Source organism: Winogradskyella costae (assembly GCF_013403865.1).
GTDB classification, from domain to species: domain Bacteria; phylum Bacteroidota; class Bacteroidia; order Flavobacteriales; family Flavobacteriaceae; genus Winogradskyella; species Winogradskyella costae.
The window spans coordinates 294876-315224 of sequence record NZ_JABFDK010000002.1 but is presented as its reverse complement, the minus strand read 5'-3'; the positions used below and the strand labels follow the sequence as shown (position 1 = coordinate 315224).

Sequence of the window (20349 nt, the reverse complement as noted above, 5' to 3'; positions counted from 1 at the left end):
CAATTTGAAACAAAAAAAAGAGACATTCATAACGTCTCTTTTCTCTTTCTTAATCAAAGCAAAATATCTAATATTAAGCTACTTGCTCTTCGTGTTTACCTTCGTAGACTTCTTCGACTAATTTTTTATTGAACGCTGGTAAATCCTCAGGCGATCTACTAGTCACTAATCCTGAATCCACCACCACTTCTTCATCTACCCAATTAGCTCCGGCATTAATCATATCCGTTTTTATAGAATCGTATGATGTAATTTTACGACCTTTTAAAACACCTGCTTCAGCTAACAACCATGGTGCATGGCATATGGCAGCAACTGGTTTATGGTTTTCAAAGAAGGATTTCACAAAGGATACTGCAGACGTATTCTTACGTAATACGTCGGGATTAATTTGTCCTCCAGGCAATACTAAAGCATTGTAATCTTTTTGACTTACGTCTTCTAAGGTTTTATCTACCTTATATGAGTTACTCCAATTTCCATCTGCCCAACCTTTGATTTCGCCAGACTCTAAGGATACAATATGCACTTCTGCACCTGCATCTTCTAAGGCCTTTTTAGGTTCTCTTAATTCACTTTCTTCAAATCCATTTGTTGCTAATATAGCTACTGTTTTCTTATTTAAATTTTCCATTTTAATCTTAATTTTAATTCGTGTTAAATTTTGTTTTGTTCTATTAAAATTCAATTTACATAGGTAAAACCTAACTAACAGTCGATTGAAATTCACTCATGGCTTCACCAATGGAAGTGTTACCTTCTATGATTTCGAATGTGGTATTATACGGAGCATCATCATTTAAAGATTTCACGAGGGTTTGCGCCACGTCTGCTCTACTAATTTCACCACGCTTATTTAATTTTTCTTTTAATTCTATTGTTCCTTTTCCTTCATTATTAGTTAAAGATCCAGGCCTTACAATTGTATATTTAAGTCCACTATTTTTAAGATGTTCGTCCGCATTTTGCTTGGCTTTTAAATACTCCTGTAATTCTTCTGAAGCTTCGGGTTCATCTGCTCCCATAGAACTCAACATTACAAATCTGTTGATATTCGCCATTTTAGAAACGGCCATCAAACGCTTTGCTCCTTCCTGATCGACTTCCAAAACATTCTTCCCGCCAGAACCCGCAGCAAAAATCACTTTATCAATGCCTTTTACCGCATGCGTTAAATCTTCAGTTAAATCTGCAAGTACGGTTTCTACTCCGTCGTCTTTAAATTGTTTTTGCTGTTCTTCTTTTCTAACCATAGCAACCGGGTTAAAGTATTGCGATGCTTTTAAAAGGTTAACCACCTGTTTTCCTGTGGTTCCGTTGGCACCAGCTACTAATATATTTTCCATAGATGTTTTATTTTTATTTACTATTCACATAAAATGCATAAATAACTCCCGGCAACCAACCTACAAGGGTAAGCAAAAGACTAATTAAAAATTCGGTTCCTAAACCGTGTTTTAAAATTACAGCCAATGGTGGCAAGAGAATCGATAATATGATAGTTAGTAAAGACATTTGTTTGTTTTTTGGTTCCTTACAAAATTAGAGCTAACACCTTAAAATCATTGACTTGTTTAATAATTATCTTAGCGCATATTGATTAAACAAAATGTTAAATGATTACAATTGTGAAGCGAAGACAAGTCTTAGGGAAGTTGTTCCTAACTCGAGATTCTTCAATAATAAATTTGAGAAATACTGATTTCTTATTTGCAAATAAAGAATCAGTGATTATAAACCTAAAGCACAGTACTCAGCATTCTGAATTAATTGCGAATACTACTAGATAAATAACATTTTTTGAAGTCCTACTAAAACAAGGCAGCTGGAAAAAACCCTAATAATTTTGTTTCAAAAACTAATATATAATTATCAAAAGACCGATTTAAAATTTCAGGAAAATACAATTTCGAAATACTAAAGACACCATATAATTGTAATCCTATAATGTCTATTAATCATTAACAACATTAAACAACAATCTAAAGACCCCATAACCAATAACCAAACCTTCGTCCTACTCCTTTAAAAGTCCATTAACAAACGTTTCAAATTCAGCCTTAAAATCAACATATTTTTCACCAGTTGCAGGTCCATTAAAGCCAGTATGAATCTTACGCACCTTCCCTGTTTTATCAATAAAAATGGAGGTTGGGTACGACAACACATGGTTTAACATTGGTAATTTCTCTTGTGCTTTATCTTTATCAGACGTTCCGTATTGAGCCAGAAGTATAGGATAATTAATACCAACATTATTTTGCAAACGGTCTATACGAGAAAAAGCACCTTCTTTAGTCTTCGCATACTCAAATGCTAGGGCTACAAATTCAATTCCCCTAGCTTTATTCTCTTTATAATATTGTGCGTAGTATTTGCTTTCATCTAAACAGTTTGGGCACCAAGTTCCCATAATTTGCACAATCACAACTTTATCTTTAAAACGTTCGTCGTTTAGAGACACTATCACATCAGAGGTATTTGGAAATTCAAAATCAATACCATCATAACCTTCTTTTATAAATGTCAAATTATTTGCACTTGGTAATTCGTAAGTATCGTTTCGCTCAGCAACGAAAGGTTCTTTCCAATGGTTGCCAGAGTAGAAATAACCTTCCATGGTAGAATCTGTAACTGTTGCAGTAAATAAAAAAGCATGAGCACCATCAAACGTAGATAACTTCAGTTTATCCCCATCCATAACTCCTTCTAAAAAACGATAGTCACCTGTGGTTGTTCTAAAGGTTCCGGTGACTCTATCTCCTTCCTGTTTAAATATGCCTTTAGCAATATATTCGTCGTCAGCAATCCCTTTACTAAAAACGGTCTCCCATATACCAGTACTATTTTGTGATGGTTTTGAGTGTGCTTCAAAACGCCTAGTTTCATTAAAGTCTGCAGCAAACGGCACAGTGCGATCTAAACTTTCCTTTATAAAACTACCTTTTAAATTATCACCTTCAAATTTAGCCGCGATATAACCTTCAAATACAGGTAATTTTATAAAAACTGAATCATTTTTATACGTTATCTCACTGACATCAATAACTTCTTCAGCATTAAAAATTTTCATTTGGGTTGCAGATGCCACTTCAAAAACAAATGGTATTTCTTCATTATTTTGTGCCTCAATAATCGCTCTATACGAGCCGACTTTTAAAGTTTTGGATTTGGTTTCAGATTTACAAGAAGACAACAAGATAATGGCTAAAATGCCTATAAGGTTTTTCATAATTTACTTTTCTACTCTAATTTAATTGCTAAAAATCGTAAATCTAGAATGTTTTTCTCCATAAAAAGCAAAAAAAATAAGTTAACAAGCATTGTAAGTCATCATTAAAAACAATAAAAACACGCTATACTTTAGCATCTTTATGCGCATCGTATTTATCGTTTAACACTTCCAATATTATCATGTTAAAATCAATTCTAAATTTTATCCTTTTGACATTTCATTACAAATCAACTATTACTATCTTTGTAGCTTCACTAAATTGAAAAAATGAAGATTTCATACAACTGGCTTAAACAGTTTATAAAAACCGATTGGAACGCTGAAAAAACAGGCGAATTACTTACTGATTTAGGTTTAGAAATAGAAGGTATTGACTCTTACGAGTCTGTAAAAGGCGGATTAAAAGGTATTGTTGTGGGCGAGGTTCTTACGTGCATACCACACCCAAACGCAGACCGCTTAAAGGTTACAACTGTAAATATTGGAGAGGATGCTCCTATTCAAATTGTTTGTGGAGCGCCAAATGTGGCTGCCGGACAAAAAGTACCTGTCGCAACTATTGGCACAACGCTATATACCGCAGAAGGTGAAGCTTGGACCATTAAGAAAGGGAAGATTAGAGGAGAAGAAAGTCATGGAATGATTTGTGCCGAGGACGAATTAGGTCTTGGAGAATCGCACGATGGTATCATGGTTTTAGATGCTGATATAAAAGTTGGTACACTGGCTGCAGAGCTTTTTAAGGTTGAAAACGATGAAGTATTCGAAATTGGTTTAACTCCTAACCGAGCGGACGCTATGAGCCATTATGGTGTAGCGCGAGATTTAAAAGCAGGTTTATTACAGAAGGAAGTTTCTTTGGAGTTAATCACCCCATCTGTAAGTTCTTACCACGTTGATGCCAGAGCTTACAAGGTTGATGTTGATGTGCAAGATTACGAAAAAGCACCACGCTATTGTGGTGTCACTATTTCGGGAGTTAAAGTTGAAGCGTCGCCAGCTTGGTTACAAAACCGCTTAAAGTCTATTGGTTTATCACCTATTAATAATATTGTTGACATTACCAATTATGTTTTACATGAGTTAGGACAACCCTTACATGCTTTTGACGGAGATCGTATTTCAGGCAATAAAATTGAAGTTAAAACTTGTGAAGCAGGCACAAAATTCACCACATTAGATGGTGTTGAGCGCGAATTACATGAGGAAGATTTAATGATTTGCGATGCCAATAAACCAATGTGTATTGCAGGTGTTTTTGGAGGTATTGATTCTGGTGTTTCAGAACATACGTCACGTATTTTTTTAGAAAGCGCCTATTTTAATCCGGTTAGTGTTCGTAAAACAGCGAAACGTCATGGTTTAAATACAGACTCTTCATTTAGATTTGAGCGTGGTATTGATCCTAATCTTACTGAGTACGCCCTAAAACGTGCTGCTTTATTAATTCTTGAAATTGCAGGAGGTGAAATTACAAGTGATATTGTAGATACTTACCCTAAAAAAATAAAAGATTTTGAAGTACGATTGAGTTTTGACAATGCTAAAAAACTAATTGGAGAAACGATTCCTGAAGAAACCATAAAAAGTATTTTATCCTCTTTAGAGATTAAAGTCAACAATGTTACTGAAGCTGGTTTAGGATTAACAGTCCCTGCCTACAGAAACGATGTTCAGCGTGAAGCTGATATTATTGAAGAAATATTGCGAGTGTATGGTTATAATAATATAGCTACTACAGAAAAGTTGAATGCTTCTATTTCTAATTCATCGCGTTTTGAAGATTATAAACTTCAGAATATTATAGGAAACCAATTAGCATCTCAAGGCTTTTATGAAATTATGGCCAACTCATTAACAACACCAAAGTATGTTGAATTGAGTGAGGACTTAAATGCCGATCATAATGTTAAAATGCTAAATCCCCTTAGTAGTGATTTAGAAGTAATGCGTCAGTCATTATTGTTTTCAGGATTAGAAGCTGTAGCACATAACATTAACAGAAAGCGCAACGATTTAAAACTTTTTGAATACGGAAAAACCTATCATCAATACACTGAAGCGCGAGAAGAACACAAACACTTGTCATTATTTGTAACAGGAAACAAAACAGAAGAACGTTGGAATGCAGCTGCATATCCAAGTGACTTCTTTTATCTAAAAGGGACTATTGAAGTGATTTTACAGCGTTTAGGTTTATCACGTTTAAAATCGACTCCAAATACGTCAGATATTTTTAGTGAAGGCATGAGTTTTTCTATTGGAAAGAAGAAACTAGTGGACTTCGGATTGGTAAAAAAATCGATATTAAAACATTTTGGCATCTCTCAGAATGTATTATTCGCAGATTTTAACTGGGATAATGTTATTGAAATGGCAAAACATAATAAAATTAAGTATAGTCCTATTTCTAAATACCCTTCTATTCGACGCGATTTTGCTTTGTTGTTGGATAACAAAGTTACTTTTGAAGATATTGATACCATAGCCAAACAGACCGAAAAACAATTACTCAAAAACGTTAATTTGTTTGACGTCTACGAAGGCAAAAATTTACCTGAGGGCAAAAAGAGTTACGCCGTGAGTTTTATATTTCAAGATGAAAACAAAACACTAAATGATAAACAGATTGATAAAATTATGTCTAAGCTGCAATCTAATTTTGAAACTAAATTGGGTGCTGAATTAAGATAACAATTAATAATTATCTAAATAAAAAGCCCTTAAACATTATGATTAAGGGCTTTTATATGTTCCGTCGCTTTAAATTTAATTGCAAATGCGAAATAATGCATTTTACGTAATAATCAATTCAAATAATAATTCTAAATATTTTTCTTAATTTAAGAGTAATGCGCTTAAAAGTTGGTATTTTTAACAAACAAAAAAATAAATTATGGCAAATATAACATTAGGGGGAAATCCAATAGAAACTATAGGTCAATTACCAGCAGATGGTAAAAAAGCACCCGATTTTACACTTACAGCAACCGATTTATCTGCTAAATCAATTGCAGATTATAAAGGTAATCGATTAATCTTAAACATTTTTCCTAGTATTGATACTGGTACATGTGCACAATCTGTGAGAACATTTAATGAAAAAGCAAGCGCATTAGACAACACTAAGGTATTATGTATTTCTAAAGATTTACCATTTGCTTTAGCTCGTTTTTGTGGAGCTGAAGGTTTAGATAACGTAGAAAGTCTTTCTGATTTTAAAACGGGAGATTTTGGAAAAAATTACGGTATCACTTTTAAAACAGGACCTTTAGCACCTTTATTATCGCGTTGTATTGTCGTTATTGATACAGACGGTACCGTTTTATATACTGAGCAAGTTGCTGAAATTAAAGATGAGCCTAATTACGAAAGTGCATTAGCAAGTTTAGCATAATTATTGCATGCCCAAAAAAGAATCTTTTCTAGTTAATAGATTAAAAAGTGTAGGTTTTGCTTTTAAAGGCATGGTTATACTTATTAAAACAGAAGCCAGTATTAAAGTACAACTATTCATAGCTTTAGTTGTTACCATTGCTGGCTTCTATTTTGATATTTCGAAAACAGAATGGATTGCCCAAATTACAATGATTGGTTTAGTTATGAGTGTTGAAGGCATGAACACTGCAATTGAAGCCATTGCCGATTTTATTCACCCTGAATATCACGAAAAAATTGGTCTCATAAAAGATGTGGCTGCAGGAGCTGTTTTTATTGCCTCTATAGTCGCAGTTATAATTGCTAGTATTATTTATATTCCTAAGTTTATTTAAGACAGGTTAGTTAAAATACCCAATCTTTAAATTTACGTTTCTATACCAAAATCGAGAATAGAAACGTTTCATATTTGTATTTTTGTTCCATTCAAAACCTACAACACTTTTAAGCCTTAAGATGAAATCATTATTTGTGACGTTTTCAATTGTATTAGCGCTGTTCAGTTGCGATGAAAAAGACAAAAAAAATAGTTCTACAGACCTCCTAATAGCCAAAACAGATACTTTAAAAACTAATGAAGCCCCAAGTGTACCCATTACAAAAATATTGGTATTAGGAAAATTTGATTATAAAACAGATTCTACATTTACTAAAGTTAGTGCTCAACATTCGGCTAAAACCTTATATCTTAATAAGTCAGTTTATACAGCCTTTTTAGACATGTATAATGCTGCAAAAAAAGAGGGAGTTATATTACATATCTTATCTGGAACACGAAATTTTAATGAACAAAAAGCGATTTGGGAACGCAAATGGAATACCTATTCTAATCTTGAGCCGTTAAAGCGTGCTCAGAAAATTTTAGAATACAGTTCTATGCCAAGTTCTTCTCGTCATCATTGGGGTACGGATTTAGACCTAAATAGTTTAAGTAATTCGTATTTTAGCAGTGGAAAAGGGAAAACAATCTATGATTGGCTAAATGCAAATGCTAATCAGTTTGGATTTTACCAAGTTTATACGACTAAAGACAATGGTAGAACAGGTTACAATTTAGAAAAATGGCATTGGTCTTATTTACCATTAGCACACCATTATTTAAAGTTTTACAATTCTAATATCACAATTGAAGATATTAGCGATTTTAAAGGTTTTGACACAGCAAAAGAATTACATATTATAGAAGACTACGTCAATGGGATTTCTATAAAAGCAAAAAATTACAACTAAAAGAAAGATTCCCACTGTCGTGGGAAGTAAGCATGGCAAAAAAAATATCAAAAAAGAAAACAACCACTAAAGCGGCACCAAAGACCAAGTCAAAAAGGGAGTTTAAAAAACCGTCCCTAAAATTGTCTAATCAGCAAAAACTAATTTTTGGCAGTTTCCTTATTATTTTAGGAGCACTCCTCTTTATTTCATTTTTATCCTTTGTATTTACGGGTAAGGAAGATCAAAGTGTGCTTCATAATTTCCCAGAACGCTCTAATGAATACAAAAATTGGGCAAGTCAGCTTGGAGCTTGGGTAAGTGAATTTTTTATTATTAAAGGCTTTGGTTTACCATCCTTTATTTTTGCTGGTCTATTATTTCTTTCAGGTGTTTATGTCACATTAAATTTAAGTAAATCAAAACTAAGAACACATTGGATTTGGGGAACACTAATCGTCATTTGGTTATCAATTCTTTTCGGATTCTTCACCCATAAATATGATTTTATTGGTGGCACTATTGGTTTTGAGATGAATCAATTCTTTCAAGATTACATCGGTAAAATTGGAACAATTCTCTTATTAACGTTTGGTCTGATCACCTATTTGGCTATTCGATTTAAGATCACTGGAGAGACGATAGTCAACAGTTTTAAAAGTGCAAAAAGTTCAATTAAAGAAGATTTACAATCCGATAAATCAACAACTGAGCCCACTCCTATTTTCGATAATAGTTTAACTGAAGAAGCGGAGGCTATTAAATCTGTTTTAGACATTCCTCTTAAAAAAGCAGAACCTACAATAACTAAGCATTCTAAACCCGAGTCTGAAGTTAAAGATCCGAAAGTAGAAGTGCTAAAAATGGAAGTCACAGAAAAGCCAAAAGAAGAAACTATTGAAACTCCCGAATTAAAAATTGAAGTAGAAACTGTTGAAGAAGAAAAATCTGAATCAGATAATTTAGCGGATAAATTAGTTGAAGATTTTGGACAATTTGATCCGACCCTAGAACTAGGTAAATATCAATTTCCTCCATTGGATTTATTAAAAAAATATGATAATGAAGGTATCTCTATAGATCAAGATGAGCTTGAAGAAAATAAAAACAAAATTGTAGAAACACTTAACAACTACAAAATTGGTATATCGAGTATAAAAGCGACTATAGGTCCAACGGTTACACTGTATGAAATTGTACCAGATGCTGGTATTAGAATTTCAAAAATTAAAAACTTGGAAGATGATATTGCCCTATCGCTTGCGGCATTAGGAATTAGAATTATCGCGCCAATTCCTGGAAAAGGAACTATTGGTATTGAGGTACCGAATAAAAATTCAACTATTGTATCGATGCGCTCGGTTATTGCCTCTCAAAAATTTCAAAAATCAGAGATGCATTTACCTATTGCATTTGGAAAAACGATCAGTAATGAAACGTTTGTTGTCGATTTAGCAAAAATGCCACACTTACTTATGGCTGGTGCAACAGGTCAGGGTAAATCGGTTGGTCTAAATGCAGTGCTAACGTCCTTATTATATAAAAAGCACCCTGCAGAAGTAAAATTTGTTCTTGTAGATCCTAAAAAAGTAGAATTAACACTTTTCAATAAAATTGAACGTCATTATTTGGCAAAACTTCCAGATAGTGAAGAGGCGATCATTACAGATAACACTAAGGTTATTAATACCTTAAACTCACTTTGTATAGAAATGGATAACCGCTACGAAATGCTTAAAAACGCATTTTGTAGAAACATTGCAGAATACAACGTAAAATTCAAAGCTAGAAAATTAAATCCTAATGATGGTCATGCGTTTTTACCATACATTGTATTGGTTGTAGACGAATTTGCAGATTTAATTATGACAGCCGGAAAAGAAGTTGAAACACCAATCGCACGACTTGCGCAATTAGCACGTGCTATTGGTATCCACTTAATAGTCGCAACACAACGGCCTTCGGTTAATGTCATCACAGGTATTATTAAAGCCAATTTCCCTGCACGTATTGCATTTAGGGTAACTAGTAAAATTGATTCGCGTACAATATTAGATGGTTCTGGTGCCGATCAATTAATTGGTCGTGGAGATATGCTTTACACACAAGGAAACGAACTTATCCGTATTCAATGTGCGTTCGTAGACACACCGGAAGTTGAAAAAATCACAGAATTTATAGGTTCTCAAAAAGCATATCCTGATGCTCATTTGCTTCCAGAGTACGTTGGTGAAGAAGGTGGCACAAATCTTGATATTGATATATCAGACAGAGATAAATTGTTTAGAGAAGCCGCAGAACTCATTGTAACAGCACAACAAGGCTCTGCCTCTTTATTACAAAGAAAATTAAAATTAGGTTATAACAGAGCAGGTCGTATTATTGATCAATTAGAAGCTGCTGGTATTGTGGGAAATTTTGAAGGAAGTAAAGCGCGTCAGGTTTTAATTCCTGATTTAGTATCCTTAGATCAGTTGTTAGATAATGAACAGTAACACAACATTACACTAAGTAACAAAAATATTATTTTACAATAAAAACAGAAACAAAAAGGAATGAAAAAATTAATTATTATCGCATGTATCGCTATAGGATTCAATGCTTTCGCTCAGAATGATGCCAAAGCCGAATCGTTATTAAAAGAAGTCAGCTCAAAAATCAAAAGCTATAAAAATATTAGTTTAGATTTTAAATATGAATTAAATAATGTTAGCGAGAATATTAAACAAGAAACACGTGGTGATGTTGTTATAGAGGGTGAAAAATACAAGCTTAATATCTTAGGTATTACCCGTATTTTTGATGGAAAGACGGTATATACTATTAGTCCAGAAGATGAAGAAGTTACTATTTCTTCAGATAATTCAGAAGACGAAAGCACAATTACACCAAGTAAAATGTTATCCTTTTATGAAGACGGTTATAGCTTTAAAATGGATATCTTACAGACTATAAAAGGTCGCAAAATTCAGTATATAAAACTTAGTCCAATGGATACTAATTCTGAAATAAAACATGTTTTATTAGGGATTGATGCCACAACTAAGCATATTTACAATTTAATTGAAGTTGGTAAAAATGGAACTAAAACAACATTAACTGTTAATTCTTTTAAAAGCGACCAACCTATATCAAAAACCTTATTTACATTTGACAAAAGTAAATACAGTGATTACTTTATCAATAAAATAGATTAAGGCTAAATTTTAATTGTGTGAAAATATTAGATAGGTACATACTTATCACATTTTTAAAGACGTTTTTTAGCGTCTTTATTATATTCATGTTCATCTTTATTTTACAAGGAGTTTGGCTTTATATTGCTGAGCTTGCAGGTAAAGATTTGGACGTTAGTGTGACTGCTAAATTTATTTTGTTTTACATGCCAAAGTTAATTCCTTTGGTGGTGCCCCTGACCGTTTTATTATCTTCAATAATGGTTTTTGGTAACTTTGCAGAAAACTATGAATTTGCCGCAATGAAATCCACAGGTATTTCATTGCAACGCGCTATGCGAAGTTTAAGTGTATTCATTGTTGCGCTTGGAATTGGCTGCTTCTTTTTTGCGAATAATGTGATTCCGTGGGGTGAATATAATTTTTACAACTTAAGACGCAACATCGCCAAAATGAAACCTGCCTTAGCAATTGCTGAAGGTCAATTTAATGAGATTGGAAATATTAATATAAAAGTAGCTAAGAAATCTGGTGATCGTGGACAGTTTTTAGAAGACGTTGTTATTCATGAAAAAAGCACTACAAGACGAGGAAATTATAAAGTTATCGTTTCAGAAAGAGGCGAATTAAAAAGCAGTCCCGATTCTAATATACTTCAACTCGAATTGTTAAATGGAAACTATTATGAAGAAGTTATAAATAAGGATGTCCGCAAGAATAAAAATAAACCACATGTTAAAAGTTATTTTGATAACTACATTACTAATGTAGATTTAGAAATACTAAACAATGAGGATTTGGATGAAAAGAATCACACCGACAGATACAATATGCTAAATGTAAGTCAGTTAAATAAAGTTATTGATACTTTACAAGAAAACCGACAAGACGACTACGAAACCTTAGCTACCACTTTATACAATCGAAGTACCTTCGCATCATTAAACGTTAATATCGACACCTCCAAAACAAGAATAAACGAACCAAAAGATTCGACTTTAATTTCTAAAAACCTCTTACACTTTTATAATACGGCTCAAAAAATTCAGATTATTAATTTAGCGCTGAATTCTTCAAATAGTACAAGACAAATTTTAGATTCGAATAAAAAGAACTTAGAAACCAAACAAATCTTTATAAACAAGCACATAATTTCATTACAAGACAAGTTTGTTTTAGCATTTGCCTGTATTATTCTGTTCTTTGTAGGGGCACCACTTGGAGCATTAATCCGTAAAGGTGGCCTTGGATTACCAATGGTTATTGCAATTGTGCTATTCCTAACCTATCATTTTTTCGGGATTTTTGCTAGAAATAGTGCTGAGAAAGGTAGTTTTAATCCAGTAATTGGATCTTGGCTTTCTACTGCTGTAATGCTGCCTTTAAGTATTTATCTTACAACACGTGCTACAAATGATAAAGGCGTTTTTCAATTTGATATTATCACTGTACCCCTTAGACGATTATTTAATTCTAAGCAAAAACTACAACTGTCAGAGAGTGACACCAAAGTGTATAACTTTTACTCTAAATACCCAATAGAAGAATTAGTTGATATTATTAAAAATCAAGATGAATTTACTTTAGATAAAAAACCTAAAGAAATAGCTCTACACAATTTATTGAATCGCAATATTTCACTAGAAAGCTTAAAATCTGAAGGTTTAGAAATTCCAGACACCCTGATTGAATCGAGAGTTCTACACAAGGATTATAACGATTATTCAAAAACTAGCTTAATCAGTTATTGTGTGGGGGGAATATTATTGGTGTTACATTTTATATTCAAAAATAATAAGCTAACAGAATTAGCCGAATCAGCCATAACTTTAAGTATCATAGCATTTGTGTTTTTTGTCATATATGTTATTGTCGGCATTATTGTATATTCAAAATTCTATACAACTATTAATCAAGAAGGAAAGCGAATTAATCCTTTAATTCTTGCCTTAACACTTCCACTTTACCCATTAAATTACATAATTGTTAGGAGTAGAATTTCTCAAGACTTCTACCTCAGCTGTCTTCAAAATATAAAATAAATGTATCTTAGCAGCGTCAAAAAAAAAGCACTATGATGATAACTAAAACCAATAATTCAAAAACCAGTCTAAATACTATTGAAGAAGCAATAGAAGATATTAAACAGGGGAAAGTTATTATTGTTGTAGATGATGAAAACAGAGAGAATGAAGGTGATTTTTTGGCTGCTGCAGAAAAAGTAACGCCAGAAATGATCAATTTTATGGCAACCCATGGTAGAGGATTAATTTGTGCGCCACTTACTGAACATCGTTGTGAAGATTTAGACCTTAATATGATGGTTCGCAATAATACCGATCCAATGGAAACGGCTTTTACGATTTCTGTAGATTTAAGAGGAAACGGAGTAAGCACAGGTATTTCGGCAAGCGATAGAGCAAAAACTGTTAAGGCTTTAGTTAACTCAGATACAAAACCGTTTGAATTGGCAAGACCAGGGCATATCTTTCCTTTAGTTGCTAAAGAAGGTGGTGTTCTAAGACGAACTGGCCACACTGAAGCAGCTATTGATTTTGCGCGTTTAGCTGGATTTGAACCTGCTGGCGTGATTGTAGAAATCATGAATGAAGATGGTACCATGGCACGCTTACCACAATTACTAAAAGTAGCTAAAAAGTTTGACTTAAAAATTGTGTCTATTGAAGATTTAGTAGCTTACCGCATGGAGCACGATTCTTTAATAGAAAAGAAGGAAGACTTTACGATGGAAACTCGTTTTGGTAAATTTAGACTTCGTGCATACCAACAAACAACAAACGATCAGGTTCATATTGCATTAACAAAAGGCACATGGAAATCTGACGAGCCTGTTTTTACACGAGTTAATAGTACGCTAGTTAACAGTGATATTTTGGGTGCATTGACTAATAATGCAGATCAAAAATTAGATGACATGTTTAATGTTATTAATACCGAAGGGAAAGGAGCTATTATCTTTATTAATCAGCAACCAGAGTCCATGAATTTATTAACACGTCTTCCTATGTTAAAAGAGAGTCAGGTTGAAGGTGAATTAATAAAAGCACCAAGTTTAGGAATGGATACCAAAGATTTTGGTATCGGTGCTCAAATATTACACGACTTAAAAATCAGTAAACTAAAATTAATTTCTAACAGTCTCCAAACCAAACGTGTTGGTATGATTGGTTATGGTTTAGAGATTGTTGAATATGTAGAGTATTAAAGACGCATTTTATTAGAAAAATTAAATCATCTTAAGAAAGATATATAATTCGAAAACATAGGCATTAATTAAAATGAGAACCAAGTTATATTATAAATCAAGGTTCTCATTTTATACAAATTGATAGGTTTTTTATACTATTTAATAACTATCTTTTTTGTCGCTTTCCCTTTATCAGTATAAATTTTCAACAAATAAATACCTGACTGAAACTGCTCTACATTTATTTGGTTTGAATCACCTACTACCAAAACCAATTTTCCTAAAATATCGTACACCTCAATGTTTTGCACATTTAAAGCTGTACTGATATTTATATATTGAGAGGTAGGGTTTGGATAAATTGTTACGTCTTCTGACCTTACAATATCATCTAAAGATAACGTGGCACCTTCACTTACAAATACAGCATCAATTATTTGAGAACCTGGATTTGCAGCACAATTTGCAACATCCGCAACAGTTACAGCTGTCGGACCACAAGCGGTAAAAAATTGGTCTCTTGCCATATCAACTATCGCTTCATTGTCTTCAAAAACAACCATAGGATCTTGAGTTACATCTAAATATTTCATTTTGATATGCACGAGTTTTTTTGGTGTTGATGTTATATTATTTTCAGCAAAAGTACCTGAAGAAAATGTTTGTTGATTTGAATACGACAGCCTAAAATCCGTATTATTATTTAATTGAAGTGTTCCATAGATTTTCAAAGTTGGTAGTGCATCTATACCCTGCCCTACTATATAATCCTCTAATGGCCCATCTCCGTCGTTCGGAAACGTAATTTCTACACCATCATTTTCTTGGTCATTACCATCGTAAATATTTACCCCAAATGCATCTGTATTATAGTTAATATAGAATTGTGCTGCTCCCATTTTAAAATCTGCCATACCATCATGGGTTTGAATCATTACATCGACTTCATAAAAATCGTTTACACCATCGTTAGTGTTTTGAGCATTTTCAAATGATATTTGAATAGTTTGCGCATACATTCCAATACTAGCTATAAATGCAAAGTAGATGGTTGTTAAAATTTTTCTGTAATTGTTTTTCATAATTTCTATTGATTTAAGGTTACTATTAATTATCATTTTCAGTTGTTGTTTTACGTTTTGCAAAAAGTTGTCGGCTAGAATATTGTTCACCTCTACCAATATTTGGGTTTAATGTAGTGAGTATATCAGTATTTTGTGCCTGACTGTTCATATCGATATCTGCATTTAAATATCCCGATAATCCAATAAATGGTAATGCCCCAACAGCATCACTGTTCTGTATTTGTCCATTTCCATCAAAATCACCGGCAAAAAGTGCATAATTACCGTCGCTCATATTGGCTATACCATTTGCATCACCCATTACTAATACACTATTAGCAGTAAGATCTAACACTGTTGCACTTCCTGATAGATTGATAGGATTAGCAGTTAATACTCCTAAATGATTACGATGACTAACCATTACATAATAGTTTCCAGGAGACACATTGATATTTACTACCGAAATACCATCCGTAGCTACCACATCACCATCGGCTTGTAAAAGTGCCGACGTTTCTCCTAATACTGTTATACCATCATTACTATCGCGTAGCTCTATCCATATCCAATCTATTATGGCATTAGATCCTGTGGTATCAAAAACCGTAACATTACAGGTGGCATTATCTACATAAGGACTTGATGTTGGGATATTATCGGTACTACGCAGAACATCATTCATCTGTCCAGCACTATAAGGCCCTTCCAAAAATATTTTGGGATCTAGCTTTATCATTAAGCTCACTGGATTTATAAAGCCTTCAGATAACGAAATCCCTCCAGCACTTAATTCTTGTACATTGACTTCTCCAATGGTATAAAGCATTTGAATACCTCCTGCGGTTACTGATGCACCTCCTGAATCGATGCTGAATTTTTCCATGGATTGTGATGCTAGTGGTAAAACCGCTAAGAGCATCAGTAAATTAATTATCTGTTTCATTTTTTATAAAGTTTGAATTCTATTATTAAAATATATACCCCTGATTACTAAATTTTTATTTTAGTTTTTTAACTATTTAGAAACCCATTATTAAAAAGTTTCCTTTGCTATTATAGCGCCATTCCATCCTCCAGGATCTAAACCAACATTCGATGAAGTCCCAAATGGAGCTGTACTAGCATAAACTTGTATCGTATGCGACCCTACTGAAAGCCCTTCAAAAACAGCAAATATTGATAAGAAGTCTATCGTATTTGAGTCAATAATACTACCTATATTATCTAAGGTAGTTTCTATACCATCAATTCGAATTTTAAAATTTATACCATTAACACTGGGACTAGAAAAAACTCCACCATTTACTCGTGAATTTAACGTGACTTCAATGTTTGAATCTGAAAATTCCTTATTAATTATTAATACTGGTCCTATAGGTTGATATGTACTAGTTGCAGTAATATAATTTGTATTTAGATTGTCGTTTTTCCAATAGTTAGATTGACCACGATTATCCACATAAGCTTTTACCGCAGCTTCAGTAGGTATGGCATTATTACTGTTTCCAGCTAATGTTCCATCAGTAGAAAACTCATTTATTCGTGTACCATTTTCTAATTCCAATCCTGAATTAGAAAGTGTCATTTTGCTTTCATATCCTTCTCCTGTACCTGAAAGGTCTGTATCTAATTCAAATCTTAGATCATCGTCTTGGTTTAAAATTCTATAAAATGAATGAAAACCGGTTTCCGATCCATTTCTAAACTCTATTTGGGTTTGGTCCGTGTAATTTGATACCTCTAAGTTAATGGCTGCTTTATCATCATTATAAATATGTAAAAGCTCTGTAGGAGTATCTGTGCCAATACCTATATTTTCGGCAAGCGCAATAGCATTATCATCATATAGCTGCCATAAATTATCCATAGAGGAATAAGCATACGGAACCGCCTGAAAAGCGGTAGTCCCCATTGTAATGAAACTATCATAAGGTGCTATATCTATATCTACTTGCAACCTATAAAATCCGTTGGGCCAATCTAAATCAGAGTAATTTCCTGTAATATCTTCTGTGCCATCTCCAATAATCAATATTATAATACCATTGGCATCGGTTGTTGTGGTATGGGTTTCTTCATAATCGACGTTATCAAGCAAATCTATAATGGCCAACTTTACCTTTAAGTTTTGGTTGACCATAACGTTTCCGCTATCGTCTTTTATAACCGCTTTGTAGTTGATGCCAGGACTTTGGGCAAAGCTTGCCAATGAGATGAAAAGCGCGATGAGCAATGTCATTGCAGTTTTACACATATTAATATATTCGTTTTGGTAATTGTAAATCTTTGATTTCATAATTTTTTGTTTTTAAAGGTGAATTCACATTTATATAGTTAAAAATTGATTTTCTATTTTAGGTTTAACCAAAGCTATTGTTATTGGTTATGAACTGACATTTCAATTGTATCAAACGAGGAAACGCACTCAACATTCGCTGCAATTTTTCGTTTATATCTTTATTACAGATAAACCTTAATAATAAAAGGTTGAATAAAATCAATAATAGTATTGATGAACAGTTGAAAATTAGGGCTGTCATTGTTTTTTTTGAAACCAAATGTTCATAGGTTCCTTATTTTTTATGATCCTTTTTCTTACTTAGCATCGTTAAACCTGTTTAATCGTTAATAACTTCTGCTTCCCAAGGACCGATAGCTATATTCAAATCTATTGAGGTGGAATTGTAATTCGCAGATTCGCCGCCAAAATCAGAGACAAAAATCCCGAAAATAACAAATGCCTGATTACCTTTCGCTCTGAATTTCCCATTGATTATAGCCGCTCCATAAGGATCATTTCGGTCGCCTAAAAATTCAATCATTCTGCTGGCAGACGATATATCTCTAATTGTCCATGGGTTTACTATAGCATTGTCAAAATGTATATGGTCATCTCCAGGTACTTGCCAATGAACTATTCTCACTCCACCATCATCAACACTTGTTAAAGAAAATTGATAACCTTCATCGTCCTTTAATCTGAGTATAATGTTATCAAAGTCATCATCTTGCGTGAAGGTATGTTCAAAACTTGCACTTTTGAGGTGCAAACTAAATGTTGGATCAATTGTATCTGTTTCAGGAATTTCTGTTTCACAGCTAAAAATTACTAGTAGTAATAAAATTAAAATTGAATTTTTCATAATGCTAATTGGTTTTTATAGATTAATTAATTTTAAATATTTGTTCATTTATTTAGAACTCATTATTTCTATTTCTTTAACACCACTAAATTATAAATCACTTCATTTTTAGCATGTTACTGTTGTAACAAATGTTATGACTTATGTAACATGCTAGGATTTAATGTCATTTTTTATGTGTTGTAACCAAATAATTCGCCAAATCCTTAGCTTTTAGTTTTAGTGCATCGTGCTGTTCTGCTGTTCTACCTTGTACTGAAGCTTTAGTTTGGTACGTAACAACAATAAAGCTGTCATAGTTTTCATTTAATATGCGTACTATACCTCGCCTTGGCTGAGATGCGATGTAGCAATCGCCAGCATCTGCTAATACGATATCTCTGCCCATAACTATTCTGCTTGGTAACTCTGCTTTGTCTTTTAAAAGGTTTGCAATTTCTTTTTTGCTTTGTCCCTTACTACTAGGCACTGACATTAAACGCCATGTAGTCCCTGTATTATCGTGACCATCACCAAAACCTTTGATTTTAAAAAGACATTCGTTTAGCGCTTTACTTGTTTGTGCCGTAATATTAGAAACTGGTATTTGTAGCACTTTAGCGAGTTCAGCTACACCAATATCGCATGTATAAGTATCAAATAAGCTACTGTAATTTGCACTAGAGTTACTTAATTTGGAGACTTCTTGCTTTGTTTCGTTTTTTGCAGTTGAGCCGTTGTTTTCTTTCGTTTCCGATTTGCATGCGACTATTAGAACTAATGCGACAAGTGTGATGAGGTTTTTCACGGTTTTTATGTTTAAAAAAATTTATAGTTTATAAATAACAAATTGAAATGTGTTTGCTACTTGTGTTCCACTAGAATTAAAAATATAGACCCTTAGATCACCATTTGAATGTGTAATACTAGCCGTTCTAAACTGACCAGATAATGGAGTGATGGAAGCTGAACTATTGGTATGACTTAAACTTGACCCTGTTACATTAATGTAGAAAGTAGGTGCATTTGTATCATCTACTGTAAAATTACCTGTTCCACTGAGTATCGATCCCGTGGAACTTATAGTACCATAGGCAATAGGGCCATTGTCAACAGCATCTGAATAAGCAGTTGTTTGCAAAGAACCATCTCCAAATTGAACCGATTTAAATTGTGCCGAGCCATCACTATTCACAGCTGCTACAATATCAGGTCCATTCTGCATTTCTATAAATTGAGAACCACCTGTAGAACCTTGAGGAACTATAAGCTCTAAAAGATCTTTTCCTGAAGGATGTTCTAATGTTTCAATTTTAACAGTATTGGTATGGCCTGTAGGTTGAAGTACGGATAAAGGATTTATTGGAGAATTGATACCAATACCAACATTACCTTCAATATAAAACGCATTTGTATTATTGGTATCCCAAATTTCATTTTCTACATTTTTAGCTACTAGAGCATAAGGCACCGCCATAAATTGAGTAGTACTCATATCAATATAATTAGTACCTCCTGTAATATCAATCTGTACATTTAGCCAATGATCATTGCTGCTCCAATTAATATCCGTAAATATGTCACCGGTAGTACCAGTACCAATGTTTAAAATTAGGATGCCGTTAGCGTCTGTCGTTTCTGTATGCGTTTCTGTATAAACGGCAGTACCATTTGCTGTGGCTTCACGTATTTGAAACTGTAAACTAATAGACTGACTGGATAAAACGTTTTCTAAATTGTCTTTAATAAGCGCTTTATAATTAATGCCTTGTTGTGCAAAACTTAATGCTGTAATTAAAAGTGCAACTAATAGTGTTAATTTGGGTTTACTTATCGTTAAAAAGTTGGTTTGACAGTCGTATATTTTTGATTTCATGGTTATAATTTTTAAATT

At 33.2% G+C, this 20349-nt stretch carries 18 protein-coding genes; 8 read left to right on the top strand and 10 right to left on the bottom strand.

The window, feature by feature from the left end; genetic code table 11:
- Positions 1-73 precede the first annotated feature (73 nt).
- The 4 genes from HM986_RS08530 to HM986_RS08515 all read right to left on the bottom strand — a co-directional run bounded on the left by HM986_RS08530 (position 74) and on the right by HM986_RS08515 (position 3232).
- Positions 74-634, bottom strand: coding sequence for a type 1 glutamine amidotransferase domain-containing protein (locus HM986_RS08530; protein WP_179334660.1), 561 nt, complete (start codon positions 632-634; stop codon positions 74-76).
- A 70-nt stretch (positions 635-704) separates the two neighbouring features.
- Positions 705-1346 carry an SDR family oxidoreductase gene (locus HM986_RS08525; RefSeq protein WP_179334659.1) on the bottom strand — a complete coding sequence of 214 codons (642 nt, stop codon included), beginning with the start codon at positions 1344-1346 and terminating at the stop codon, positions 705-707.
- A 13-nt stretch (positions 1347-1359) separates the two neighbouring features.
- Positions 1360-1515, bottom strand: coding sequence for a YqaE/Pmp3 family membrane protein (locus tag HM986_RS08520; RefSeq protein ID WP_179334658.1), 156 nt, complete (start codon positions 1513-1515; stop codon positions 1360-1362).
- A gap of 502 nt (positions 1516-2017) precedes the next feature.
- The gene (locus HM986_RS08515) at positions 2018-3232 is read right to left on the bottom strand and encodes a peroxiredoxin family protein (RefSeq protein WP_179334657.1); all 1215 of its coding nucleotides are present in this window, start codon (positions 3230-3232) and stop codon (positions 2018-2020) included.
- 270 nt (positions 3233-3502) lie between these two features.
- Here HM986_RS08515 and pheT point away from each other — a divergent pair, with 270 nt between their 5' ends.
- From pheT to ribB, 8 genes are all read left to right on the top strand, one after another.
- Positions 3503-5929, top strand: a complete 2427-nt coding sequence (pheT, locus tag HM986_RS08510; RefSeq protein WP_179334656.1) for a phenylalanine--tRNA ligase subunit beta — start codon at positions 3503-3505, stop codon at positions 5927-5929.
- 202 nt (positions 5930-6131) lie between these two features.
- Positions 6132-6632, top strand: a complete 501-nt coding sequence (gene tpx, locus HM986_RS08505; RefSeq protein WP_179334655.1) for a thiol peroxidase — start codon at positions 6132-6134, stop codon at positions 6630-6632.
- 7 nt (positions 6633-6639) lie between these two features.
- Entirely contained in the window at positions 6640-7008 is a 369-nt protein-coding gene (locus tag HM986_RS08500; RefSeq protein WP_179334654.1) for a diacylglycerol kinase, read from the top strand.
- 121 nt (positions 7009-7129) lie between these two features.
- Entirely contained in the window at positions 7130-7903 is a 774-nt protein-coding gene (locus HM986_RS08495; RefSeq protein ID WP_179334653.1) for a M15 family metallopeptidase, read from the top strand.
- Positions 7904-7935: 32 nt separating this feature from the next.
- Positions 7936-10377 (top strand): FtsK/SpoIIIE family DNA translocase, encoded by a 2442-nt coding sequence (locus tag HM986_RS08490; protein ID WP_179334652.1) that lies wholly within the window; start codon positions 7936-7938, stop codon positions 10375-10377.
- Positions 10378-10437: 60 nt separating this feature from the next.
- Positions 10438-11079 carry a LolA family protein gene (locus tag HM986_RS08485; RefSeq protein ID WP_179334651.1) on the top strand — a complete coding sequence of 214 codons (642 nt, stop codon included), beginning with the start codon at positions 10438-10440 and terminating at the stop codon, positions 11077-11079.
- Positions 11080-11096: 17 nt separating this feature from the next.
- Positions 11097-13100: an LptF/LptG family permease gene (locus HM986_RS08480; protein ID WP_179334650.1), complete on the top strand. Its 2004-nt coding sequence runs from the start codon at positions 11097-11099 to the stop codon at positions 13098-13100.
- 32 nt (positions 13101-13132) lie between these two features.
- Entirely contained in the window at positions 13133-14284 is a 1152-nt protein-coding gene (gene ribB / locus HM986_RS08475) for a 3,4-dihydroxy-2-butanone-4-phosphate synthase (protein WP_394354223.1), read from the top strand.
- Between the two features lie 137 nt (positions 14285-14421).
- On the opposite strand, the gene HM986_RS08470 is transcribed toward ribB, so the two are convergent.
- The 6 genes from HM986_RS08470 to HM986_RS08445 form a co-directional block, all read right to left on the bottom strand.
- Entirely contained in the window at positions 14422-15348 is a 927-nt protein-coding gene (locus tag HM986_RS08470) for a T9SS type A sorting domain-containing protein (RefSeq protein ID WP_179334649.1), read from the bottom strand.
- Positions 15349-15373: 25 nt separating this feature from the next.
- Complete coding sequence (locus HM986_RS08465; RefSeq protein ID WP_179334648.1) at positions 15374-16276, bottom strand: hemagglutinin protein; 903 nt, start codon at positions 16274-16276, stop codon at positions 15374-15376.
- A 90-nt stretch (positions 16277-16366) separates the two neighbouring features.
- Positions 16367-17629 carry a hypothetical protein gene (locus tag HM986_RS08460; protein WP_179334647.1) on the bottom strand — a complete coding sequence of 421 codons (1263 nt, stop codon included), beginning with the start codon at positions 17627-17629 and terminating at the stop codon, positions 16367-16369.
- A 322-nt stretch (positions 17630-17951) separates the two neighbouring features.
- Positions 17952-18476 (bottom strand): hypothetical protein, encoded by a 525-nt coding sequence (locus HM986_RS08455; RefSeq protein ID WP_179334646.1) that lies wholly within the window; start codon positions 18474-18476, stop codon positions 17952-17954.
- Positions 18477-18642: 166 nt separating this feature from the next.
- Entirely contained in the window at positions 18643-19263 is a 621-nt protein-coding gene (locus tag HM986_RS08450; RefSeq protein ID WP_179334645.1) for a hypothetical protein, read from the bottom strand.
- A 21-nt stretch (positions 19264-19284) separates the two neighbouring features.
- A complete protein-coding gene (locus HM986_RS08445) occupies positions 19285-20331 on the bottom strand; it encodes a hypothetical protein (RefSeq protein ID WP_179334644.1) in 1047 nt (348 codons plus the stop codon).
- Positions 20332-20349: the final 18 nt, after the last annotated feature.